The 23,570-nt window shown below is 65.4% G+C and carries 18 protein-coding genes; 7 read left to right on the forward strand and 11 right to left on the reverse strand.

Annotated features, from left to right (window positions below; translation table 11 throughout):
* Positions 1–75: 75 nt before the first annotated feature.
* Both purN and purM read right to left on the reverse strand, forming a co-directional pair.
* A complete protein-coding gene (purN, locus tag AAFG16_RS28220; RefSeq protein ID WP_342730516.1) occupies positions 76–729 on the reverse strand; it encodes a phosphoribosylglycinamide formyltransferase in 654 nt (217 codons plus the stop codon).
* Positions 729–1,802, reverse strand: a complete 1,074-nt coding sequence (gene purM / locus AAFG16_RS28225) for a phosphoribosylformylglycinamidine cyclo-ligase (protein WP_283079623.1) — start codon at positions 1,800–1,802, stop codon at positions 729–731. The genes purN and purM overlap by 1 nt, the downstream gene beginning before the upstream one ends.
* A gap of 156 nt (positions 1,803–1,958) precedes the next feature.
* On the opposite strand from purM, the gene AAFG16_RS28230 reads away from it, so the two are divergent.
* The 4 genes from AAFG16_RS28230 (at position 1,959) to ppx (ending at position 7,201) form a co-directional block, all read left to right on the forward strand.
* Positions 1,959–2,501, forward strand: a complete 543-nt coding sequence (locus tag AAFG16_RS28230; RefSeq protein ID WP_283079624.1) for a CDP-alcohol phosphatidyltransferase family protein — start codon at positions 1,959–1,961, stop codon at positions 2,499–2,501.
* A 93-nt stretch (positions 2,502–2,594) separates the two neighbouring features.
* Positions 2,595–3,272, forward strand: a complete 678-nt coding sequence (locus AAFG16_RS28235; RefSeq protein ID WP_342730518.1) for a DnaA/Hda family protein — start codon at positions 2,595–2,597, stop codon at positions 3,270–3,272.
* 221 nt (positions 3,273–3,493) lie between these two features.
* Positions 3,494–5,683 carry an RNA degradosome polyphosphate kinase gene (locus tag AAFG16_RS28240; protein WP_283079626.1) on the forward strand — a complete coding sequence of 730 codons (2,190 nt, stop codon included), beginning with the start codon at positions 3,494–3,496 and terminating at the stop codon, positions 5,681–5,683.
* 15 nt (positions 5,684–5,698) lie between these two features.
* Positions 5,699–7,201, forward strand: coding sequence for an exopolyphosphatase (ppx, locus tag AAFG16_RS28245; protein WP_283079627.1), 1,503 nt, complete (start codon positions 5,699–5,701; stop codon positions 7,199–7,201).
* A 54-nt stretch (positions 7,202–7,255) separates the two neighbouring features.
* On the opposite strand, the gene AAFG16_RS28250 is transcribed toward ppx, so the two are convergent.
* From AAFG16_RS28250 to ndk, 4 genes are all read right to left on the reverse strand, one after another.
* Positions 7,256–8,293 (reverse strand): PepSY-associated TM helix domain-containing protein, encoded by a 1,038-nt coding sequence (locus AAFG16_RS28250; RefSeq protein ID WP_342730520.1) that lies wholly within the window; start codon positions 8,291–8,293, stop codon positions 7,256–7,258.
* A gap of 119 nt (positions 8,294–8,412) precedes the next feature.
* The gene (locus tag AAFG16_RS28255) at positions 8,413–10,752 is read right to left on the reverse strand and encodes a TonB-dependent siderophore receptor (protein WP_342730522.1); all 2,340 of its coding nucleotides are present in this window, start codon (positions 10,750–10,752) and stop codon (positions 8,413–8,415) included.
* A gap of 270 nt (positions 10,753–11,022) precedes the next feature.
* Complete coding sequence (locus AAFG16_RS28260) at positions 11,023–11,883, reverse strand: TerC family protein (RefSeq protein WP_283079630.1); 861 nt, start codon at positions 11,881–11,883, stop codon at positions 11,023–11,025.
* Between the two features lie 47 nt (positions 11,884–11,930).
* A complete protein-coding gene (ndk, locus tag AAFG16_RS28265; RefSeq protein WP_027557606.1) occupies positions 11,931–12,353 on the reverse strand; it encodes a nucleoside-diphosphate kinase in 423 nt (140 codons plus the stop codon).
* Positions 12,354–12,665: 312 nt separating this feature from the next.
* On the opposite strand from ndk, the gene AAFG16_RS28270 reads away from it, so the two are divergent.
* From AAFG16_RS28270 to AAFG16_RS28280, 3 genes are all read left to right on the forward strand, one after another.
* Positions 12,666–12,920, forward strand: coding sequence for a hypothetical protein (locus tag AAFG16_RS28270; protein ID WP_027557605.1), 255 nt, complete (start codon positions 12,666–12,668; stop codon positions 12,918–12,920).
* A 217-nt stretch (positions 12,921–13,137) separates the two neighbouring features.
* The gene (locus tag AAFG16_RS28275) at positions 13,138–13,311 is read left to right on the forward strand and encodes a hypothetical protein (RefSeq protein ID WP_283079631.1); all 174 of its coding nucleotides are present in this window, start codon (positions 13,138–13,140) and stop codon (positions 13,309–13,311) included.
* 70 nt (positions 13,312–13,381) lie between these two features.
* Positions 13,382–15,244, forward strand: coding sequence for an ABC-F family ATP-binding cassette domain-containing protein (locus AAFG16_RS28280; protein ID WP_342730526.1), 1,863 nt, complete (start codon positions 13,382–13,384; stop codon positions 15,242–15,244).
* 71 nt (positions 15,245–15,315) lie between these two features.
* Here the strand turns inward: AAFG16_RS28280 and AAFG16_RS28285 are convergent, their stop codons facing one another.
* From AAFG16_RS28285 to AAFG16_RS28305, 5 genes are all read right to left on the reverse strand, one after another.
* Positions 15,316–16,767: an HlyD family type I secretion periplasmic adaptor subunit gene (locus AAFG16_RS28285; protein WP_342730528.1), complete on the reverse strand. Its 1,452-nt coding sequence runs from the start codon at positions 16,765–16,767 to the stop codon at positions 15,316–15,318.
* A complete protein-coding gene (locus tag AAFG16_RS28290; RefSeq protein WP_342730530.1) occupies positions 16,754–18,886 on the reverse strand; it encodes a type I secretion system permease/ATPase in 2,133 nt (710 codons plus the stop codon). Before AAFG16_RS28290 ends, AAFG16_RS28285 begins: the two co-directional genes overlap by 14 nt.
* 260 nt (positions 18,887–19,146) lie before the next feature.
* Positions 19,147–21,993 (reverse strand): calcium-binding protein, encoded by a 2,847-nt coding sequence (locus AAFG16_RS28295; RefSeq protein ID WP_342730532.1) that lies wholly within the window; start codon positions 21,991–21,993, stop codon positions 19,147–19,149.
* A 458-nt stretch (positions 21,994–22,451) separates the two neighbouring features.
* Positions 22,452–22,985: a hypothetical protein gene (locus tag AAFG16_RS28300; protein ID WP_342730534.1), complete on the reverse strand. Its 534-nt coding sequence runs from the start codon at positions 22,983–22,985 to the stop codon at positions 22,452–22,454.
* A 127-nt stretch (positions 22,986–23,112) separates the two neighbouring features.
* Positions 23,113–23,565, reverse strand: a complete 453-nt coding sequence (locus tag AAFG16_RS28305) for a DNA polymerase III subunit chi (RefSeq protein WP_342730536.1) — start codon at positions 23,563–23,565, stop codon at positions 23,113–23,115.
* Positions 23,566–23,570: the final 5 nt, after the last annotated feature.

Consider the following 23,570-nt stretch of genomic DNA (forward strand, 5'->3'; position numbering starts at 1 on the left):
AGCGCGAGAGATCATGACGTTGCCCCCGGCTCTGCCGGGGGATTTTATTTGGGGCGACAAAACGCGACTCGCGCTTCAGCCCACCACCGGCGCAACCAAAAAATTCTCCGACGCAGAGCTTCCCGCGGTCTTGCAGACATCGCCCTCGATCCGGACCTTGCCGGTTGCGAGCAGCCGCAGCGCTTCGGGATAGATGCGGTGCTCGACCTCGAGGATGCGCTCCGACAGCGTGTCAGCCGTGTCGTGGTCGCTGACGGGCACCGCGCCCTGCATCACGATCGGGCCGGCATCGGTCTCGGGGATCACGAAATGCACCGTCGCGCCAGACAGTTTTACGCCGGCGCGCAGGGCCTGACCGTGCGGGTCGAGGCCCGGGAACGACGGCAGCAGCGAGGGATGGATGTTGAGCATCCGCCCGTACCAGGCCTTGGTGAACTCGGCCGTGAACAGGCGCATGAAGCCGCCGAGACAGATCAGCTCGATGCCGTGCTGGTCGAGCGCGGCCTGCATGACCTTCTCGAAGCCGGCGCGGTCCTTGCCGAACGGCTTGCTCTCGATCACCAGCGTGTTCACGCCGGCCGCCTTGGCCCGTTCGAGCCCGAGGGCGTCGGCCTTGTTCGAGATCACGAGCGCGATCTCCGCGGGGAAATCCGGCGCGCTGGCGGCCCTGATCAGCGCGGCCATGTTGGAGCCGCGGCCGGAGATCAGGATGGCGACACGGCGCTTCATCACAGTGCCAGGTCGAGATGGCCGTTATAGACGACGCGATGCTCGCCCTCGGCCGGGATCACGGTGCCGAGCTGCGCCACGGTCTCGCCGGCATCGGTGAAGACCCGCACGACCTCGTCGACCTTGTCAGGCTCGACGATCGCGATCATGCCGATGCCGCAATTGAAGGTGCGCAGCATTTCGAGCTCGGCGATGCCGGCCTGTGCGGCCAGCCATTTGAACACCGGTAGTACCGGCAGGCGCGCGAGGTCGATGCCGACGCCAAGATCCTTCGGCAGCACGCGCGGAATGTTGTCGGTGAAACCGCCGCCGGTGATGTGGGCAAGCCCCTTCACCGCGCCGGTCTCGCGGATCGCGCGCAGACAGGATTTGACGTAGAGCTTCGTTGGCGTCAGCAGCGCGCCGCCGAGCGTCATCACGGGCGCGAACGGCGCCGGCGTCTCGAAGCCGAGGCCGGATTGTTCCACGATCTTGCGCACCAGCGAAAAGCCGTTGGAGTGCACGCCCGACGAGGCAAGGCCAATCACCGCGTCCCCCGCCGTAATGTCCTTGCGCGGCAGCAGCGTGCCGCGCTCGGCGGCGCCGACGGCAAAGCCGCCGAGGTCGTAATCGCCGTCCTTGTAGAGGCCGGGCATCTCGGCGGTCTCACCGCCGATCAGGGCGCAGCCGGACTCCCGGCAGCCTTCGGCGACACCGGCGACGATCGAGGCCGTGGCCTCCGGATCGAGCTTGCCGCAGGCGAAATAGTCGAGGAAGAACAGGGGCTCGGCGCCCTGCACCACGAGGTCGTTGACGCTCATGGCGACGAGGTCGATGCCGATGCCGCCATGCAGGCCGGTCTCGATCGCGATCTTGACCTTGGTTCCGACGCCGTCGGTGGCGGCGACCAGGACCGGGTCCTTGAAACCGGCCGCCTTGAGGTCGAACAGGCCGCCGAAGCCGCCGATCTCGGCGTCGGCGCCGGGCCGCGCGGTGGCGCGCACCATCGGCTTGATCAGGTCGACCAAGCGGTTGCCCGCGTCGATATCGACGCCTGAATCGGCGTAAGTGAGGCCGTTTTTGCGGTCGGTCATGCCCGATTTCCAGTGGGTTTGCGGCTGGTTACGTCGAATTCCGGGGACGCGCAATGGCAAGCGTAGCGCCCCGCCCTATACTATGTAGAGATATCAACCGGTTCAGCCTCCCTGGGGGCCGGATTCGAGGTCAGACCGGGTGCCGGGAAGCGCCGCGTGAGTATTCCGAACATCATTACCCTGGGCCGCATCATGCTGGTCCCGATCATCGTCTGGGCCATCGTGTCGAGCCAAATGGAGGTGGCATTCGCCGTCTTCCTGATTGCCGGCATCAGCGACGCCGTCGACGGCTTCCTGGCCAAGCGCTTCAACATGACGAGCGAGCTCGGTGCCCTGCTCGACCCGCTCGCCGACAAGGCGCTGCTGGTGTCGATCTACCTCGCGCTCGGCATCTGGGGCGACATCCCGCGCTGGATCGTGATCCTGGTGGTGTCGCGCGACATCATGATCGTCGCGGCCGTGATCGTATCCTGGCTGTTCGACAAGCCCGTCGAGATGAAGCCGTCGAAAGTATCCAAGCTAAACACAGCGGCCCAGGTCTCCTACGCAGCCCTGGTGCTGGCCGCCCTTGCCTTCGGCTTCAAGCCGGCGCCCTATGACATCGTCCTGATGGGCCTCGTCACGGTCTTCACGCTCTCCTCGGTGTCGCTCTACCTCGTCGAGTGGCTGCGGCACATGAGCACGATCGAGGCCAAGTGAGTTGGGAGACGGCCCCGCAAAAGGCCAACTCCCACCCGATGAAGTCGAATCTCGTCAAACACAGCCGGCGCGCCGGCATGGAGCAAAGCAAGCGTGGCAGGCCGCGTTCATCCCCGACAATTGGCGTTTTCGCTTCCGCATGCGGAGAGCCTTAGCCGGGACAATTTCCTCGAAGGCCCTGCGAATGCCGCCGGTCTCGCCTTGATCGACAGCTGGCCGGAATGGTCAAACCGGATCATGTGGCTGGCAGGTCCCGAAGGCAGCGGCAAGAGCCACCTCGCCGCGATCTGGGCCGAGGTATCAGGCGCCCGCTCGACCACGGCCAATGCGCTGACCGCCGCGGGCGTCCCGGGCGCGCTCGCCACCGGCGCGCTGGTGGTCGAGGATCTCAAGGCCGGGGAGTTTGACGAGCGCGCCCTCTTCCATCTGATGAACCTCGCCCGCGAGGACGGCGCCTACGTCCTAATCACCGGACGCGAGGTGCCGGCATCGCTCGAGATCGAGCTGCGCGACCTGCGCTCGCGCCTGCGCGCCGTTCCCGTCATCTCGCTGTTCCCTCCCGACGACCAGCTCTTCCGCGGCCTGCTCGTCAAATTCTGCGCCGATCGCCAGCTCACCGTGGACGAGAGCGTGGTCGGCTATCTCGCCACTCGTCTGGAGCGGTCCTCGGCCGCCGCCCGGCAGGCCGTAGAGCTGCTCGACAGCGAGGCCCTGCGGCTCGGCCGTCCCGTCACAAGGGCGCTGGCCGCCGAGCTGCTGCGGGACGCCTGAGGACCGCCGGCCGCCCTTGACCGCCCTTGACCGCCCTTGGCCGCCCTTGGCCGCCCTTGGCCGCCCTTGGCCGCCCTTGGCCGCCCACCCACCCTTGGCCGCTTGACGCGGCGCGGCGGCGGAACATCAATGTCATCGAAACGTCATCGCACTAACACATGCTCCCGCCGGTTTTTGCGCATAAGTCGCAAGGTAGGGCGAACTGGATGGACCGACTTCTCATGGAATCAGCGCAAGCCGTTGAAATTAAAGAAAAAGCATCCGAGGTCGACGGCCTGCCGGCGATCGCCACCAGCCCCGAGCGGTTCATCAATCGCGAGCTGTCCTGGCTGCATTTCAACCGCCGCGTCCTGGAGGAATCGGTCAATCCCAGCCACCCCGTGCTGGAGCGGGTGCGATTCCTGTCGATATCGGCGAATAACCTCGACGAGTTCTTCATGGTCCGCGTCGCCGGCATCAAGGCCCAGGTGCGCGAGGGCATTGCCGAACGCGCTCCTGACGGCCTGACGCCGTCCGAACAGCTCGCGCTGATCAACCGCACCGTCTCCCGGCTCGCCTCCGACCAGCAGGCGATCTGGCGCGACCTGCGCGGCACGCTGGCCGATGTCGGAATCGTGCTGGTCGACGGCAAGGACGTCACCAAGGCGGAACGGACCTGGATCGAGGACTACTTCCTCAACAACGTGTTCCCGCTGTTGACGCCGCTCGCGATCGACCCGGCCCACCCCTTCCCGTTCATTCCGAGCCTCGGCTTCACCATCGCGCTCCAGCTGACGCGCGAGGCCGACGGCAAGCAGATGAACGCGCTGATCCGCATGCCCGGCAAGATCGACCGCTTCATCCGGCTGCCGGCCGAGGGCAAGATGCGGCTGATCTCGCTGGAGCAGGCGACCGGCCTGTTCATCAACCGCCTGTTCCCCGGCTACAATCTGCACGGCCAGGGCGCCTTCCGCATCATCCGCGACTCCGAGCTCGAAATCGAGGAAGAGGCCGAAGACCTCGTCCGCCTGTTCGAGACCGCGCTGAAGCGCCGCCGCCGCGGATCGGTGATCCGGCTCGAGATCGACGCCAAGATGCCCGAGGAGCTGCGCAGCTTCGTGCAGCACGCGCTGTCGGCTGCCGATGACGAGGTGTTCCTCGTCGACGGCGTGCTCGCCATGAACGAGCTCTCGCAGCTCACCCGCCTCGACCGGCCCGACCTCGAATTCACCCCTTACGTGCCGCGCCATCCCGAGCGCGTACGCGAGCATGGCGGCGACATCTTCGCGGCGATCCGCCAGAAAGACCTCATCGTCCACCACCCTTACGAATCTTTCGATGTCGTCGTGCAGTTCCTGCAGCAGGCCGCGCGCGATCCTGACGTCGTCGCGATCAAGCAGACGCTGTACCGCACCTCCAACAATTCGCCGATCGTGCGCGCGCTTGCCGAGGCCGCCGAAGCCGGCAAGTCCGTCACCGCGCTGATCGAATTGAAGGCGCGGTTCGACGAGGAAGCCAACATCCGCTGGGCGCGCGACCTCGAGCGCGCTGGCGTGCAGGTCGTCTACGGCTTCCTCGAATTGAAGACGCACGCAAAACTCTCGATGGTGGTCCGCCGCGAGGGCGGCAGCCTCACCACCTACGTCCACACCGGCACCGGCAACTACCATCCGGTCACCGCGCGTATTTACACCGACCTCTCCTACTTCACCTCCGATCCGACCATCGGCCGTGACGCCGCGCGCGTGTTCAACTTCATCACCGGCTATGCCGCGCCGAGCGATCTGGAGAAGATGGCGGTATCGCCGCTGACCTTGCGCAAGCGCATCATCGAGCACATCCAGGGCGAGACCGCGCATGCCCAGCACGGCCGTCCCGGCGCGGTCTGGATGAAGATGAATGCGCTGGTCGACCCCGACATCATCGACGCGCTCTATGAGGCGTCACAGGCCGGCGTGCAGGTCGAGCTCGTGGTGCGCGGCATCTGCTGCCTCAGGCCCGGCATCCCCGGCCTGTCCGAGAACATCCGCGTCAAGTCGATCATCGGACGCTTCCTGGAACACGGCCGAATCTACTGCTTCGGCATGGGCCAGGGCCTGCCGAGCGCCAAAGCTGCTGTGTATATCTCGTCCGCCGACATGATGCCGCGCAACCTCGACCGCCGCGTCGAGGTGCTGTGTCCGCTGCAAAATCCCACGGTGCATCAGCAGGTTCTCGAACAGATCATGGTCGCCAACCTGAAGGACAATGAGCAAAGCTGGCAGTTGTTGCCGGACGGGTCCTCAACGCGTATGAAGGCCGCGAAGGGCGAGGAGCCTTTCAACGTGCACAACTACTTCATGACAAATCCGAGTCTGTCTGGCCGTGGAAAGTCGCTCAAGGAATCCTCGCCGCGCCGCCTCACGCGCCGTAATGAACGTCATCAGTCCTGATCCGGGACCGTCGACGTGAAGCGGCCGCGCAAGCGCGGCTCGAGCGTCGCGGTCATCGACATCGGCTCCAACTCGGTCCGTCTCGTCGTCTACGAGGGGCTGACGCGGAGCCTCCTCCCGATCTTCAACGAGAAGACGCTGTGCGGCCTCGGGCGCGAGGTGCAGAGCACCGGCCTGCTCGCGCCCGACGCCGTCGACAAGGCGCTGACCTCGCTGAAGCGGTTCCGCGCTCTCTGCCGGGTGATGCAGGTCGGCCGCGTGTTCGCGATCGCGACCGCGGCCTGCCGCGACGCCTCCAACGGCCCCGACTTCATCGCGAAAGCCGAACGCATCTGCGCGGTGAAGATCGAGATCCTGTCCGGCCCGCGCGAGGCGCGGCTGTCGGCGCTCGGCGTGATCTCGGGCATCCATCATCCCGACGGCATCGTCGGCGATCTCGGCGGCGGCTCGCTCGAACTGATCGACGTGCGCCGGAACAGCGTGCGCAGCGGCGTGACACTGCCGCTCGGCGGTCTCGCGCTCCAGGACCTCGCGCACAAATCGCTCAAGCGCGCCGACCGGATCGTGCGCGAGGAGATCGACGATGTGCCGCAGCTCACCGCCGGCCGCGGCCGCACCTTCTACGCCGTCGGCGGCACCTGGCGCGCGCTCGCGCGCATCCACATCATCCAGAGCGGCTATCCGCTTCAGGTGATGCACGGCTATTCGATTCCCGCGGCTGAAGCGCTCGACTTCTCGCGCCGTCTGCGCCGCCTTGCCGCCACCGGCATGCTCGCCGACATCGAGGTCGTTGCCGACGCTCGCCGTCCGCTCCTCACCTATGCGGCGCTGGTGCTCGAGCACATCATCCGCGTTGCAAAGCCCAAGACCATCGTGTTCTCGACCTTCGGCGTGCGCGAGGGCCTGTTGCACGAGAAGCTGACGGAAACCGAGCGCAACAAGGACGGGCTGATCTGCGCGGCCGAGGAGCTGAACCAGCTGCTGTCACGTTCGGCGAAGCATGCCCGCGAGCTGATCGCCTGGACCGATATCCTGGTGCGGGTGGTGAAGCTGCGCGAGACGCCGGAGGACCGCCGCCTGCGCCACACCGCGTGCCTGCTCTCCGACATCGGCTGGCGGGTGCATCCGGACCATCGCGGCGAGCAGACGCTCAGCCTCGTCGTCAACGCCAATTTCGGCGCCGTCACCCACACCGAGCGCGCCTTCGTCGGCCTGTCCGTGTTCTATCGCTATGCGGGCCTCAGCGAAGAGAACCAGCCTCCGGCCACCATGCAGGAGCTGCTCACGCCGGCCCAGCTCGAACGCGCCCGCCTGCTCGGCGCGGCGTTCCGCGTCGCCCATCTGATCTCCGCGGCCCGGCCCGGCGTGCTGCCGGCCACGCATTTCCGCAGCCAGGGCCGCAACCTGATGCTGGTGTTCGAGCACCGGCTCGTCGACCTCGTCGCCGACCGCGTCGGCAGCCGCTTCCGCCAGCTCGCCCGCCTGATCGGCCGCAACGGCTCGATTGTGCGGCGGTGACGGACTAAAGCGCGATGTGGGGCCTCAAAAGCTCACATCCAATTTAGCCGGTCCTCATCTCCCGGAACGTCGTTTGAGCCACATGATCAAGCCGCTGACGAACAGCGCGAGAGGCGCGAATCCGGCTGCGAAAACCAGCAGGCGCCCCGCGAGTCCAAACGTCGCGCCATTGTGGAGCCAGAGCTGTTCGGCCACATAGCGGTCGCCCAGCGACATGGCATCGAACGTGCGATCGTGCACCACCGCGCCACTCCATGGATCGAGCCAGATCGCCCCTCGTGTCCGCACGGCGGGATCAGCTCCCTCCGGGCGGAACTGCACGCGCCACGTGTTGCGCGCTTCGCTCGGCGGGGACAGCATGGCGACCGCCATGCCCGGCTTGGCCTCCTGTGCGCGTCGCATGATCGCATCGGGAGAGAGCAGCGGTGTCCCGGCGGAAGGTGGCGCTGCGATCCGTGGCGAGTGATCAGGCGTCGGCTGCGACAGAACGCCGACGATGGGACGCACCACGTCCGGAAAAACGAGGCCGATGCCGGTGACCGAGAGTCCCAGGAGCACGAACAGCGCCCAAAAGCCGGCAGCGCCATGAACGTCGAAGACAAATCGCAGCAGCGACACGTCCCTGCGGACCGATATCGATCGCCAGAACCGACCCGGCTTCGGCCACCACAGGAATAAGCCCGACGCCGTCAAGCCCAGCAGCATGAATCCGGCCACGCCGACCAATTCCCTGCCCCACCACTCGTAGAGCAGCAGCGTATAGTGGAGACGATAGACCTTGAGCGCGAACGCGTTGATATAGTCACGCCGCCCCAGCACCTTCCCGTTTGATGGATCGACCATGGTCGTCCAACGATTTGGATAATGACCTCTCTGGGTTTCGTGCGCATGTATGACGATCCATACCGGCCAGGTCCGATCCGGAACGAGGATCGTGGAAATCGGCGCGGCATCCGCCGCCGCGGCAGCGCGGATCACCTCGCTCAACACAACGCTTTGTTCGGGGGTCGCGGGCGTGTAAAGCGCCGGGTTCAGAGCGGCGTCGATTTCGCGATAGAAGACGACGAAGCTTCCCGTGAGGCCGATCAGCACGACGACGATGCCGCCGGCCAGTCCGAGCCACCGATGAGTCCACAGAAGCCCCCGCCGCGCGCGTCCGGCGAGGTTCCGGCCCCGCAACATCGTCATTGTACGCGTCAAGCCGAGCCGGCTCAGAAATCGGTCGACATCGACAACAGCAGGGTTCGCGGATTGCCCTGCGACACTGCGGAGAAGCTCGCAACGCCGGCCCAGTAGTTGGTGTCGAACACGTTCTGGACCAGGGCCCGGAACGTCACCGGCCGGTCGTTGATACGCGTGCTGTAGCGAGCCCCCAGATCGAGCCTCGTCCAGGCCGGAACGACCTGCGTATTCGCCGCATCGAGATACTGGTATCCGGTATAGACGGTGTTTGCGACCAGCGTCAGACCAGGCGCGAACGGCGTATCCCATTCAGCAGACAGGTTCGCTTGCACCTGAGGCACACCGATCGGCGTCTTGCCAAGATTGACTGGCGCGCTCGTCTTCGTCAGTTCGGGGTCGATCAGCGTCACGCCGCCAAGAACGCGAATGCCCGGCTGCAGCTCTCCGAACACGGTCAATTCCAGGCCGCGATTGCGCTGCTCGGCGTCGGCGCGGAAGACCCTGTCGACGCCCAGCTGTCCCGATGGCTTGGTGATCTCGAACAGGCTGATCGTGGTGGCCAGCATGCCGAAATCGATCTTGACGCCTGCTTCCGTCTGCTTGCTGAAATAGGGCGCCAGGACCTCTCCGGAATTGCTCGCCGTCGTCGGTGCGATGTCGCCTTTGCTTAGCCCTTCGATGTAGTTGGCGTAGAGCGAAACGTTGCTCCAGGGCTTGACGATCACGCCGACCATCGGCGTGAACGCCGTCTGGTCGTAGGAGGCGGTCACGGCGCCCGTCGTGGTGTTGTAATTGTTCGACTTGACGCCCTGCTGCCGAACTCCGACGGTCAGCTGAAGACGCTCCTGGAAAACTGACAACGTGTCGGCCAGCGCAAGGCCGGTCAATTCGGTGTCCGACAGCTTCGGAACGGTCGCGGGCGCCGGAACGAGTTGCTCGGGGCGGGCGATCGGCGCATAGATATTGGACAGCACGGGCGTCCCGGACACAGAGCCCCGTCCGATCTGGTCTGTGTAATAGCTTCCCTGGAAAGTCACGGCGTGACTGATCGCGGCGGTGTCGAACCGGGCGCGCACGCCTGCGTCGGCCACGTCCCTGTCGATGTCGAATTTGAAGCGCCCCGGTGTCGACGTGGTGTTGCCGGCCGCGTTCAGGATCGTCGGCGTGCCGAACAAGCGATCGACCTGGGTCCGGCCACCACCGCCGTCGGCGAACACCGTCACGGAATCCGTCACATCGTATTCGGCGCGCGCCAGCAGCGAGTTGTCGTGAACCTTGGCCCATTCCCAGGCCTGCGTGACATTGCGCCTGCCAACTGGCGCGGTCGGGACGGCCACGCCTGTTGCGACCAGAAACGGCCTAGTGGGCGCGTCGAACTTTTCTTCCTGGTCGATGAAGTCGAGCGACGCCCTGAATCTCTCACCGCGATAGTCGAACGCGGCGGAGCCGACATGTGCCTCCCGGCTCTGATTGTCCAGTGGCGTATCGCCATTGTGATAGCTGCCGTTAACGCGAATTCCGAATTCGCGGTTCTCGCCGAACCGGCGGCTGACGTCGAGATGCGTACCGAACTGGGAGCTCGTCGCGTAGTCGGTGGTCACGCGCGTGAGATCGACATCCCCGGCACGCTTCGGAACGATGTTGATGGTGCCGCCGACGCTGCTGTTTGGAGCCATGCCATAAAGCAGCGCGGTCGGCCCCTTGATGATCTCGATCCGTTCGACGTAGTCGGTGAACACACGGTAGTTCGGCGCGACACCATAGACGCCGTTGAAGGCTATTTCTCCGACATTGCCCTCGCCGATCGGAAATCCGCGGATGAAGAAGGAATCGAGAATGCCGCCGGTCTGCCCCGTGAAGCGAACCGAGGGGTCGTTGCTGACGACGTCGGCGACCGTCGTGGCCTGTTGATCTTCGATCTTCCTGGCCGTGTAACTCGTGATGTTGAACGGTGTATCCATGAAGTCCTTGTTGCCGAGCAGGCCGACCTGGCCCCCGCGCGCGACCTGCGCGCCTGCGTAGGACTGCGGAAGTGCGCCCGGTTTCGGCGCGGCGGGATTTCCTTCCGCCTGAACCGCTGGCCGCTCAGCCGCGCGTGAACTGGCGCGAGCCGCCGTTCGGCCGCGATTGGAGCGGGGACGCGCGCGCTGCTTCTGCGCATCGCCGACAACGGTCACCGCCGGTAGCGCGGTCTCGCGCTCCGCCGCGGGCGCAGCGCCCTGAGCGTTGACGGGCTGCGGCAGGCCGGCGCTGAACAAAGCGATGGCGGCGACTGAGCCCGCGAAGGCTGTGGCTCTGGAGAGCCTCGGAAGCGTCGTGACGGTGGACGCAAGAACAGCAACGGGACGGCAAATGACTCGCGACGGCATCGCACCAGCTTCCGATTTCATGAACATGAACGACGGAGCGACGTGCCGCGGGCAGTGTTATCGAGTCAACGAAAGTGGCCTTTGATTTCAGCAGTTTATAATGAGATAAACTCTAGATCGCCCGGAGGTTGCGAACGTTGTGCGTCACGCTGCGACATGTCGAAGCGCGTCACGCGCGACCGCTTGACGGGAGAGTTTGCAGTCAGCTGCAACACTCGCCGGCGCGTGGGCCGGCAAGACTGATCAGGCTGGCTGACTACGCTTGGGGAATTATTCAGCCGACGCCTTGGCGTGGCGCTCGGAGGATTCGAGCGCGGCCTGGCCGAGGCTGCGCCGGCGCCAGATGGTGCCGACGACCAGCACGACGACGACGCCGAGCGCCGCGCAGAGATATTCACCGCCCGACCCGCCATGGCCGAATTGCAGCGGGATGCGCATGCTAGTGAGCATCTTGTCCAGAGAGGCGCCGAGCGGCCCGTCGAACAGCGTGTGCAGCCTGGGCGCGATGCCGGGATCGGTCGCGATCACCTCGCCCGCGATCCAGCCGAGCAGCGCAGCACCAGCCCACACCAGCACCGGCAGCTTGGCAAGCAGCGCCATGATCAGCGCCGCACCGGCGACGATCAAGGGAACGCTGATGGCAAGGCCGAGGATCAGCAGCGGCACGCTGCCATTGGCGGCAGCCGCGACCGCGATGACGTTGTCGAGGCTCATGACGATGTCGGCGACGACCACGATCTGCACGGCCTGCCACAGATGCGAGGCGGACTCGACGCCCTCCTCGTCCTCGTTTTCAGGCACCAGCAACTTGGCCGCGATCACGATCAGCGCGAGACCGCCGACCAGCTTGAGATAGGGCAGCTCCATCAGGCTGGCGACGATGCCCGTGAAGATGATCCGCAGCAGCACGGCCGCGCCGGCGCCGAGGATCATGCCCCACAGCCGGTGCCGCGGCTTCAGGCCGCGGCAGGCAAGCGCGATCACCAGCGCGTTGTCGCCGGAGAGCAGGATGTTGATCCAGATGATCTTGCCGACCGCAATCCAGAAGGTCGGCTCGGCCATCTCATTGCGGAACTGGGTGAAGAATGCCCCGATCGTAGCGGGATCGAAGATCTGCCAGAGCCAGTTCACAATGAGTCCTTTCGCCCCGTCGCCTTGTTAACGCGCCAGCCGAGAGATCAGCCGACGATCTCGTTGCCCGAGAAGAACTGCGCGATCTCGATCGCGGCGGTCTCCGCGGCGTCCGAGCCGTGGGCCGAGTTCTCGCCGATCGACTTTGCGTAGAGCTTGCGGATGGTGCCGTCGGCGGCCTTGGACGGATCCGTCGCACCCATCGCGTCGCGGTACTTGGCGATCGCGTTCTCGCCTTCCAGCACCTGCACGACCACCGGGCCCGAGGTCATGAACTCAACGAGCTCGCCGAAGAACGGGCGGGCCTTGTGGACGGCATAGAAGGTCTCGGCCTGTTCCTTGGTCATGCGGATGCGCTTCTGCGCGACGATGCGCAGGCCCGCTTTTTCGATCACGGCGTTGACCGCACCGGTCAGGTTACGCGCGGTCGCATCGGGCTTGATGATCGAGAAAGTGCGTTCGATGGCCATAATCTTGTCCTTGAGAAGAAAGCGGTGGTTTTCGAGTTGCGGGGCTTATATCGGCGCCTTTGCGTTACGGCAAGCGACCGCCCAAACGGCCGCACAGGCGCTTCGCCGCAGGGCCCGGCCCCCGGGATTAAGCATGGATTACAACAATTTCACCCAGATGAACCCAATCTGAAACCCCCGTCAGGATTGGGTTCAGCTTCACCGGGGTAAGGTCAGGCCCATCGAAACCGAAGCCAATCCAAAGGCAGACCGTTTCGGCGGCCCTTTCATCGACGCGATAGCCCCGCGCCGGCAGTCTTTGAGGAGATCACCATGTTGAGGAAACTTTCGCTTGCCGCCGTCGCCGCGGTCGCGCTGGGTGCCGCGCTGGCACCGACCTCCGCCTCCGCTCACTGGCATGGCGGGTGGGGCTGGCACGGCGGTGGTGGCGGCTGGCACCACGGCTACGGCTGGGGCGGCCCGCGCTTCTATGCCCCCGTCTCTTACGGTTATGGCGGCTGCTACGTGCGCCGGCTGGTCCCGACCCCCTGGGGACCCCGCTGGCGGCTGATCAACCGCTGCTACTGAGCCCGACAGCACCTTGAGCCCCAGGTACCTTCCCCCAGGTACCTTCCATGCGAAGCCCCGGCGTTCCCCCCTGCGCCGGGGCTTCGTATTTGCGCGGATATCGCGAATTCATACAATTTTTACTAGAATGTCGGGCATGCCCCGCGGCCGGCGAAACAATTTGGGGGGCCAAGGACTTGGTACCGTGTCGTTACTCTGAGAACACGGAACCTGCGCGATGGCTGGCCCTTCTGCCAATGACAGCGAACAGATCGACCGGCGCACCAGCCGCTCGATTTGTGATGCCGTGGGCGAACGGCTCCAGCAGAGCATCCGCCCCGAACCGCGACTGCCGACCCATCTCGAGCAGCTCCTCGACGAGCTGCGGCGGCGCGACCGCGATCCGCATTGATTTGATTCGGACCGCTTACGGTCACGGAAAAACGGGTTGCGTTCGCGGCGCCTTGCGGTGACAAGGCCCCATGCTTTCCATCACCGACCTTTCCATCCGCCTCGCTGGACGCCTCCTGATTGACCAGAGTTCCGTGCAGATCACGCCGGGCTCGCGCGTCGGCATGGTTGGACGCAACGGCACCGGCAAGTCGACCCTGTTCAAGGTGATCCGCGGCGAGCTCGCGGCCGAGCACGGCACCGTGACGCTACCGCCGCGCTGGCGCGTCGGCAGCCTCGCGCAGGAAGCGCCGAACGGCCCGGAGAGCCTGATCTCCGTCGTGCTCAAGGCCGATCTCGAACGCGACGCGCTGCTTCACGAAGCCGAAAGCGCGACCGACCCGCACCGCATCGCGGAGATCCAGACACGGCTCGTCGACATCGACGCCCATTCGGCGCCCGCGCGCGCCGCCGCGATCCTCTCCGGTCTCGGCTTCTCCGCCGCCGACCAGCTGCGCCCCTGCGCCGAATTCTCCGGCGGCTGGCGCATGCGCGTCGCACTTGCCGCAACGCTGTTCGCCGCCCCTGACTTGCTGCTGCTCGACGAGCCCACCAACTATCTCGACCTCGAAGGCACGTTGTGGCTGGAGGATCACCTCGCGCATTATCCGCGCACGGTGATCGTGATCAGCCATGACCGCGACCTGCTCGATAGCTCGGTCGACCAGATCCTGCATCTGGAGCGCGGCAAGCTCACGCTCTACAAGGGCACCTATTCCTCCTTCGAGGAGCAACGCGCCGCGCGCGAGCTGCTCGATGCCAAGGCCGTCAAGCGCCAGGAAGCCGAACGTGCGCGCTTGCAAGCCTTCGTCGACCGCTTCAAGGCCAAGGCCTCGAAAGCCCGGCAGGCACAGTCTCGCGTCAAGATGCTGGAGCGGCTGAAGCCGATCACGGCGCTGGTCACCGAGGACGTGCGCGAGATCACTTTCCCCGCGCCGGAGAAGATCCTGTCGCCGCCGATCATCGCGGTGGACAACGCCTCCGTCGGTTACGACCCGGCAGCGCCCGTGCTCGGCCGAGTCACCTTGCGCATCGACAACGACGACCGCATCGCCCTCCTCGGCGCCAACGGCAACGGCAAGTCGACACTTGTAAAACTGCTCGCCGGACGCCTTGCGCCCTTCTCCGGCAAGGTGACGCGCGCGGACAAGCTGTCGATCGCCTATTTCGCGCAGCACCAGCTCGACGAATTGAATGAGGATGCTTCCGCCTACGATCATGTCCGCAAGCTGATGGGCGATGCGCCCGAGGCAAAGGTGCGGGCGCGCGCCGGCGCGATCGGCTTCTCCGGCAAGGCCGCCGACACCAAGGCCGGCAAATTATCGGGCGGCGAGAAGGCGCGCCTGCTGCTGGGGCTTGCGACCTTCTTCGGCCCGAACATGATCATCCTGGACGAGCCGACCAACCATCTCGACATCGACAGCCGCGCGGCGCTCGCCGAAGCCATCAACGAATTCCCCGGCGCGGTGATCATGGTCTCGCATGACCGCTATCTGATCGAGGCCTGCGCCGAGCGGCTCTGGATCGTCGCCGACCGCACCGTCACCAATTACGACGGCGATCTCGACGAGTACCGCCGCCTGGTGCTGTCCACGCGCAACGCCGAAGCGCCGGCACGCGAGCGTGGTGCGCCGAGCGAGAAGCCGCAGCGGCCCAGATCGGACAATCGCGGCTCGCTGAAGAAGCGCATTGCCGACGCCGAATCCGAGATCGCGCGCGTCACCGACATCATCGCCAAGATCGACACCGCGCTGGCCCTGCCCGACATCTTTACGCGCGATCCCAAGCAGGCCGCGCAACTCTCAAAGGCCCGCGCCAACGCCGCCGACGCGCTCGCGCGCGCGGAGGAGCAATGGCTCGAGGCAAGCGCGCAGTTCGACGAAGCCGCCAGCTGACTTCAAGATCCGCAAAACAACCCCATGCACAGTAGCGAAGCCATTGAATAGGCTCAGCTAACCGGAAAGGCCTAGCGTTCCCGCATGATCTCGTGCCCGTAGCGCTGCAATGGCGACAAAAGGTAACTGAGTATGGTGCGTGAGCCGGTCCGGATTTCCACCGTCACGGCCATTCCCGGCGACAGGCTGACGAGGCGGTCGTCCACCTGCATCTGGGTGCGATCGAGCGAGATGCGGGCGCTATAGCTGAGCTCCTGCCCGGTGGGCTCGCTGCTGTCATGCTGCTGCCCGAGCGCGCGGTCGCCGCGCTCCGGCGGGCGGTCGCGGATGATGGCGTCCTGCGAGACACTCAGCACGCGGCCTTCCAGCAGGCCGTAGCGGGTGAAATTGAAGGTGTCGATCTTGATCGCGGCGCCCTGCCCGGCCTCGACGAAGCCGATGTCGCGATTGGAGATCATTGCCTCGACCTCTAGGCGCGTATCCGACGGCACGATCACCAGCAGCGATTGCGCTGGCGTGACCACACCGCCGACGGTGTGGACAGCTAGCTGCTGCACGACACCGTCAACCGGTGACGTCAGTTGCTGCAAGCTGGTCCGCTGCTCCGCCTTGATCAGGTCGCGCGCAACGCTATTGGCCTTCTGCTCGCTCTTGGCGAGCTCGTCGGAGATGCTCTTCCTGTACTCGGCCACAGCTTGCGTGCGGGTCTCGCGGATCGCGGCGACGGCGGACTCTGCTTCCTTCAAGCGGCTGTTCTGGACGCGAAGCTCCTCCTGCTGCTCGATCTGAAGCTGAAGCGTCTCGTAATAGGTCAACTTCGAGCCGATCTCCTTCTCCATCAGCGTCTTGCGGATATCGACGCGCTGCTGCGTGACCGGGAGCAACGCATCGAGCTTGTGGATCGTCGCCGCAATGGTCTGATGCTCGGCATCCTTCTGCGCCTCCTGGCGCGCAAGCGCCGCGAGCTTGGCACGATGCTCGCCGACCTGGCTCGCGAGCAACTGCCGCTGCGTCGTCACCAGCACGGGGTCGGCATCCGCGGGTGCAACGAGATCAACCGAAGCATCTTCGCCAGCCATCAGCGCGGCGCGGAGACGCACGATATTGAGACGCTCGGCCATGAGATCGTCATGCAGGCGATCGCGCTCGGCGGCATTCACGGTTGGATCGAGCTCGATCAGCACATCGCCGGATTTGACCGCCTGCCCGTCCTGCACGCGGATCGCACGCACCACGCCGGTCTCGAACGGCTGGACCACCTTGCTGCGCCCGCTCGACACGACCTTCCCGGTCGCGGACGCCACGATGTCGATCGTGCCCCAGGCGGACCACGCCAGCGCCGCGCAGACCAGAAGCATCAGGGCGATCGCGATGGCGCGGCCGATCGGCGACGGCGGTGTCTCGGTGATTTCCAACGCCGCCGGCAGGAACGCGATTTCCTCGGCGCGCCGGGTATTTGCGTTCCTGAAGGGAACGACGGTCTGTTCCGGCTTTCGGGCCGGCACGGTGCTAGCCGACCTCATAGAGGCCTCCCTGAAGGCGGTGCAGGGCCGCATAGCGGCCGCCGGTCTTGATCAAGGCGTCATGCGTGCCGTCCTCGACCAGACGTCCCCGCTCCAGCGTGAAGATGCGGTCGGCGCCGCGCACGGTGGACAGACGATGCGCGATGATCAGAACCGTGCGGCCCTTCGCGATCTCCTTCATGTTGTCGTGGATGATCCGCTCGCTCTCATAGTCGAGCGCGCTGGTGGCCTCATCGAAGATCAGGATGCGGGGATTGCTCACCAGTGCGCGGGCGATCGCAATGCGCTGGCGCTGCCCGCCCGACAGCGTCGAGCCGCGCTCACCCACCACGGTGTCGTAGCCTTCGGGGAGCTCCAGAATGAAATCGTGCGCGCCCGCAAGCCTTGCCGCCGCCATGATGCGCTCCATCGGCAGGGCTGGATCGGCCAGCGCGATGTTGTCGCGCACCGAACGGTTGAACAGCATGTTCTCCTGCAGCACGACGCCGATCTGCCGCCGCAGCCAGGCCGGATCGGTCATGACGAGGTCCATGCCGTCGATCAGCACGCGGCCGCCCTGCGGCACGTAGAGCCGCTGCACCAGCTTTGCGAAGGTGCTCTTGCCCGAGCCCGACGAACCGACGATGCCGACAGTCTGGCCCGCCGGAATGTCGAACGAGACGTCTTGCAGGATTTCGGGTCCATCGAGCCGGTACCGGAACGCGACGTGCTCGAAGCGGATGTTGCCCCGAAGCGGCGGGAGCCCGGCGCGGCCGGCGGAGTAAGCCGGCTCCGCCGCGCTGTTGAGGATGTCGCCGAGCCGCGCGATCGAGAGCCGCGCCTGGTGGAAATCCTGCCAGACCTGCGCCAGTCGCAGCACCGGCGCCGAGACTCTGCCTGCAAAGATGTTGAAGGCGACGAGCTCGCCGACGGTCAAGGCGTCACCGATCACGAGCCGCGCACCGACATAGAGGATGGCGGCGGTGACGACCTTGCTGACGAACTGCACGAGCTGGCTCGCGGTGTTGCCGAGGCTGCTGACGCCAAAGCTCGCGGAGACGTAAGCAGCGAGCTGCTCTTCCCAGCGCCGCTGCATCTGCGGCTCGACCGCCATCGCCTTCAACGTCTCGATGCCGCTGACGCTTTCGACCAGGAATGCCTGGTTCTCGGCGCCGCGGCGGAATTTCTCCTCCAGCCTGCGGCGGAACAACGGCGTCGCCACTGCCGAGATCGCGATGTAGAACGGGAAAGAGCCCAGCACGATGCAGGTCATGGCAGGCGAATAGGCGAACATCACCGCCAGAAACACCGAGGTGAAGACCAGGTCGATGAGCAAGGTCAGCGACGATGAGGTGATGAAGTTGCGGATATTCTCGAGCTCGCGCACCCGTGCCACGGAATCGCCGACGCGCCTTGCTTGGAACCAGGCCATCGGCAGCGCCAACAGATGGTGGAACAGCCGCGCGCCGAGCTCGACGTCGATGCGGTTGGTGGTGTGCGCGAACAGATAGTTGCGCAGGATCCCGAGCACCGTGTCGAACAGCGAGACGACGACGAGGCCGATCACCAGCACGTCGAGCGTGGACAACGAGCGGTGCACCAGCACCTTGTCGATCACGACCTGGAAGAACAGCGGCGAGACCAGCGCGAACAGCTGAAGGAAGAACGAGGCGGCCACCACCTCGCCCAGCAGCCGCCGATACTTGCCGATCGCACCGATGAACCAGGTGATGTCGAAGCGGCGTCCAAGGTCGGAGAGCCCGGCGCGCCGGGCCATCAGGATCAAGCTGCCGTCCCAGAGCGCGACAAGCTCGTCGCGCTCCATGAACACCGGCCGCTGCGCCTGCGGCGACTGCACCAGCACCTTGTCGGTCGTGGCTTTGGCGATGACCATGAAGCTGCCGTCACGCAGCATCGCGATCGCCGGCAGCGGGGTATCCGACAGACGCTTCCATTCCGTTCGATAGGTTCGTGCCTTCAGTCCGAGCGACCTGGCGCAGCGGACGATGTCCGCTGCGCCGAAACGGGTCGTGCCCAGCCGGTGCCTCAGCTGGTCGCGGTCGGCCGCGACACCCTGCAGATGCAGCAGGGTAAGCAGCGCGTCGAGACCCGTGTCAGGCAAGACCACGTTCGTCGTCATGGGTGTTCTCCGGAGCGGAGCAGCTAGAGCGGGATGTCGATCTCTCCCGCTTGCGGGAGAGGCAGCGGCCGCCGTGGGGCGGCCCTTTTTCTCGAAGGACACCGAGGCGAAGCCTCGACTTTGGTGCAGCGGCGGGTGAGCGCTTTCTCCTCTTGCTCCTCTTGGGGTTCTCGATTGCGGAGACACCCCCACCCCGGCCCTCCCCCGCAAGCGGGAGAGGGAGCGCACCTACGTCGTTGCAACGGCAGCTTTCATCAAGCTCAGGCGTGCTGCGGCGGGGCGAGCGTCTGGGTCTGCGCCGTGTGCGGATCGGCCAGCGGCATCTCGCCGTGGCCGTCGCCTGCGGGAGCGAAGCTTGCCGCCATGGCCTGGTTGAGCAGCATCGCGGCGGCGAACGCTCCGCCCTGGATCACGACGTTGCTACCGCTGCCGCCGTCGAGGACGTCAGCACCTCCGCCGCCGATCAGGACGTCATCGCCTGCCCCGCCGCTCAGCGTGTCGTTGCCGGAACCGCCGATCAGGACGTCGTCGCCGTTGCCGCCATTGGCGACGAGCTGGATGCCGCCGTGCAGGCCCGAGGCCGTGATGACATCGTCGCCATCGAGACCGTTGATGACGATCCTGTCGCCCGCGCCGGCATCGGTGATGTTGATGTCCTGGCCGAGCCCCGACACCGTGATGATGCCGTCGTGCTCGGTTACCGTGATGACATCACTGCCGCTGGTGCCGTTGATGTTCACCGTATCGGCGGCACCGTCATTGGCGCCGAGGTCGAGATTGATCTGGTTCACGCCGGTCCCGGAGAGATCGCCGACCGTGATGTTGTCGGCGCCACCCAGGGCGTTGAAGTTGATGTGCTCGACGCCGTTGAGATCCATCGCGATGGCGGCGACGTCGCGGGTGAACAGCACGCGGCCGCCATTGGCCGAGATGTTGATGTTCTCGCTGATATTGGCACCGTTGAACTGCAGGGTGTCGGTGCCCTTGCCGCCTTCGACGACGTCGCTGCCGTCGCCGGGATTCCAGACGAAGGTGTCGTCGCCGGCTCCGAGATTGGCGACATCGTTGCCGCGGCCGCCGTTCACGATGTCATTGCCGGCGCTGCCGGTGATGGTGTCGTTGCCGTCGCCGCCGTTGATGTCGAGGCTGAACGGCTGCCCTGCCTTGATCGTGGACGCGTTGATGACGTCGTTGCCGCCACCGCCGTTGACGCTGAGCACGTCACCGGCATCGGAGTGAGCGATCGTCACCTGCGCCGCAAGGCCGTTGACCACGATCGAGCTGCCGGAGGTCGTCACCGAGATGTTGTCGTCTCCGGCACTGCCGTTCACCGTGACGCGGTCCGCAGCTCCATCGCCGCTCGTGCCGCCGGGGCCGGCGCTGAGGTCGATGGCGACCTGCGTCACCCCGGCCCCGGTCAGGTCGTTGACGGTGATATTGTCGGCCCCGCCGGCAGCCGCGATCTGCACGTGCTCGACGCCATCGAGATCCATGACGATGGCACCGACGTCGCGGGTGAGCAGCGCACGGGTTCCGTTCGCCGAGATCGACATGTTCTCGGCCACATTGGAGCCGTTGAAAACCAGCGTATCCGTACCCGCGCCGCCCTCGACGGTGTCGCTGCCATCGCCAGGATTCCACGTGAAGAGATCGTCACCCGCACCGAGATCGGCGACGTCGTTGCCGCGGCCGCCGGTGACCTTGTCGTTGCCGTCACCGCCGATCAGGAGATCGGCGCCCTGACTGCCGGTGATGGTGTCGTTGCCCGCACCGCCGTCGAGGGTCAGTCCGATCACCGCGGGAAGCGCGGACGCGTCGATGACGTCGTTGCCGCCGAGCGCCTGGATCACCAGACGGTCGTTGGCCGCTTCCGCATTCGCGATCGTCACGACTTCCGGCAGGCCTGTCACCGTGGCCGTGGTGCCCACGGCCGTGACCGTGATGTGCTGGTTGCCGTTGGTGCCGTTGACGGTCACTGTATCGGCCGCGCCGTCGCCTTGCGTGCCCCCTGGCGTGGCTCCGAGATCGACCAGCACCTGCTTGACGCCGGTGCCGGTGAGATCGCCGACGTTGATGTTGTCGGCACCGCCGCGCGCATCGAATTCGATCTGCTCGACGCTGTTGAGGTCCATCGTGATGTTGGCGACGTCGCGGGTGAAACGCACCCTTCCGCCATTCGCCGAAATGTCGATCTTCTCGTTGATGTTGGCACCGTTGAACAGCAGCTTGTCGTTGCCCGATCCGCCTTCGACCGTGTCGCTGCCGTCGCCGGGATTCCAGATGAAGGTGTCGTCGCCCGATCCGAGCTGGGCGACATCGTTACCGCGTCCGCCATTGACGATGTCGTCGCCGGAGCCGCCGATCAGCAGGTCGTTGCCGTCGCCGCCGGTGATCCTGTCGTTGCCTGCGCCGCCGTCGAGCGTCAGCGAGATCAGGGGAGCGAGCCCGTTGCCCGCGGTGATGACGTCGTCGCCGCCGCCGGCGTGCAGCACCAGATTCTCCGTCGTGCCGATGTCGAGCGAAAACGGTGCAGCACCCGTGCCGTCGAATCGCACGCGCGTGCCGTTCGCCACGATCGTGAACGTCTCGGAATCATTGCTGCCGTTGACCTGCGCCGTGTCGCTGCCGTCACCACCCTCGAACAGATTGGTGCCGCCGCCGGGATTCCAGATCATGAGGTCGTTGCCAGCTTCGCCGAACAACTGGTTGTCACCGCTGCCGCCGTCGAGCGTGTCGTTGCCCGCGCCGCCGAACAGCAGATCGTTGCCGCCGCCGCCCTTGATCGTATCGTTACCGGCCTGGCCGAACAGCAGGTCGGCACCCGAGCCGCCCGTGATCTTGTCGTTGCCGTCGCCGCCGAAGACGTGCACCGCGGGCATCGGGCCGTTGGATTCGTTGACGGTGATCGTGTCGTCGCCGCCTTGACCGAAGACGTCAATCTCGTTGGTGTTGGTGACGGTGGGATCGCCGCCGACAGTTTTCACAGAGCCGTTGTTGACCAGGATGCGACCGGACTTGTCGCGGCCGATCACGACGCCGTTATTCGTAGCGTCTCCGAAGATGCTGAGCTGGCCCGTAACCGGGGAAAAAACAGAGGTAATAGACATCCAAATGATCCTTCGATCGATCTAGCCCCTCATCTCAACCCGTAGCAGCCGCGCACGTGACAATCTTGAAGCGTCGCTTGAGACGCGCGTGATTATTCTGGAGATTTCCTTCAGTTTTGCTTCGGGCTACGTTTCCACGGCGGATGCAATGACTCTCACGTGAGAGTCGCGCGATCACGCGTAACGACCGCGTGATTTTCACGAGCGCGTTCGACGAGGCTGGCGTCTCGCGCGCGAGCGCGCCGCCCGAACGAAATTGCACCTGTGGTCTCGGAGAGCGCGGAGTTGAAGCACCGATTGCAAGCGCGACTGCCGGCGAGCGCGACCGGGGAGATCACGGTTCACTCCAGCGCAACTGCGATCAAGGGACGCAAGGCCGGTTGACGGTCGAGACGAGCATGCGCGGCCGATCGCATTGATCGCCGCAAACGGCTTCAGATCAGAAAGCCGACGACGTGTTACGTCGCCGACTTTTTCTTCGGCTTCGGCTTGGCCGCCTTCGGCACGACCGGCGCTTCCGGCGTGCCCTCGATCGAGGACAGGCGGCCGGAGGTGAACGTGTAGATGCCGGCCCGCGGACCGGTGGTCCAGGTCACCGCCGCAACGCGGCGGCCGGCGGCATCGTTGGAGAGATTGACGCTGGAGGGCGCGCCGATGCCGCGCACGACGTCGCATTCGGTGTGGCCGAGCGCGACCGTGCCGCCCACGGGCGCGGGTGCCGTCGTCGACGCATTGGCATCGGCAGGTCCCGGAGGTGGCGTCATGCCGGCACAGGCGCCGTCGGCGCTGACCAGATCCTCTGCCGTCACCGGCTTGTCGGGCGTCAGCGGCGGCGATTCGATCGAGATGCTCTTGATGAAGAGGCGGCCGGGCCGTTGGAACCACTCGGCATCCTTCGACAGCAGGTCGGTCCCGCCCGAACAGCCAGCGACCAGCGGTGCGAGGACTGCGAGCGCAATTATGAGCGAGCTGGGAAGCTTTTGATGTCGCACGATAAACTAAATTCCCCGCGTGAAGGACGAGCCCTAAGCGCTTGTCCCAACATCACTTTGCGGCACGAAATTGACCAAAGCCAGCATCGCCCGAAAAGTGCAAATTATCATTAATTGCGATCGACCGCTAATTCCGGCGCTGCCACCGGCCCCGCTCGTCGGCCTGCCAATAGGTGACATCAAATCCCCGCGCCTTGCAATCCGTCCAAGTACTGCGTGCCAAAGCGAGCGCATCCGGATCGTCACCGTTGAACAGCAGCACCATGCGCTCATAGCCCTGCGCGTCCTCGGGCAATGCGGCGTTGTCGACCAGGAAGCGGACATTGGCGCCGTTCGGATTGTCCTCCGCGATCGCCAGCAGGATCGGCTGATCGGCGGCATCGTCCACGCGCCATGTCGCGTGCGGCAGGAAGGAATCGTCGCGATAGGTCCATAAATGCGCGTCGAGTGCATCGGCGCGCTCCTCCGAGGTCGACTGCACGACCACGCGCCAGCCGCGCTCGAGCGATTTCTCGAGAAGCGGCGGCAACACGTTCTCCACCGTCATGTTTTGCAGATGGTAGAACAGCACTTCAGTCATCGTGG

This window comes from Bradyrhizobium sp. B117, assembly GCF_038969555.1.
Lineage (GTDB): Bacteria > Pseudomonadota > Alphaproteobacteria > Rhizobiales > Xanthobacteraceae > Bradyrhizobium.

What these genes read in the sequence shown, in the direction of transcription:
- AAFG16_RS28255 (WP_342730522.1), bottom strand. Translation starts at nt 10,752, where the DNA reads ATGCCGTCGCGAGTCATTTGCCGTCCCGTTGCTGTTCTTGCGTCCACC.
- purN (WP_342730516.1), bottom strand. Translation starts at nt 729, where the DNA reads ATGAAGCGCCGTGTCGCCATCCTGATCTCCGGCCGCGGCTCCAACATG.
- AAFG16_RS28240 (WP_283079626.1), top strand. Translation starts at nt 3,494, where the DNA reads ATGGAATCAGCGCAAGCCGTTGAAATTAAAGAAAAAGCATCCGAGGTC.
- AAFG16_RS28270 (WP_027557605.1), top strand. Translation starts at nt 12,666, where the DNA reads ATGTTGAGGAAACTTTCGCTTGCCGCCGTCGCCGCGGTCGCGCTGGGT.
- ndk (WP_027557606.1), bottom strand. Translation starts at nt 12,353, where the DNA reads ATGGCCATCGAACGCACTTTCTCGATCATCAAGCCCGATGCGACCGCG.
- purM (WP_283079623.1), bottom strand. Translation starts at nt 1,802, where the DNA reads ATGACCGACCGCAAAAACGGCCTCACTTACGCCGATTCAGGCGTCGAT.
- AAFG16_RS28285 (WP_342730528.1), bottom strand. Translation starts at nt 16,767, where the DNA reads ATGAGGTCGGCTAGCACCGTGCCGGCCCGAAAGCCGGAACAGACCGTC.
- AAFG16_RS28305 (WP_342730536.1), bottom strand. Translation starts at nt 23,565, where the DNA reads ATGACTGAAGTGCTGTTCTACCATCTGCAAAACATGACGGTGGAGAAC.
- AAFG16_RS28295 (WP_342730532.1), bottom strand. Translation starts at nt 21,993, where the DNA reads ATGTCTATTACCTCTGTTTTTTCCCCGGTTACGGGCCAGCTCAGCATC.
- AAFG16_RS28290 (WP_342730530.1), bottom strand. Translation starts at nt 18,886, where the DNA reads ATGACGACGAACGTGGTCTTGCCTGACACGGGTCTCGACGCGCTGCTT.
- AAFG16_RS28275 (WP_283079631.1), top strand. Translation starts at nt 13,138, where the DNA reads ATGGCTGGCCCTTCTGCCAATGACAGCGAACAGATCGACCGGCGCACC.
- AAFG16_RS28280 (WP_342730526.1), top strand. Translation starts at nt 13,382, where the DNA reads ATGCTTTCCATCACCGACCTTTCCATCCGCCTCGCTGGACGCCTCCTG.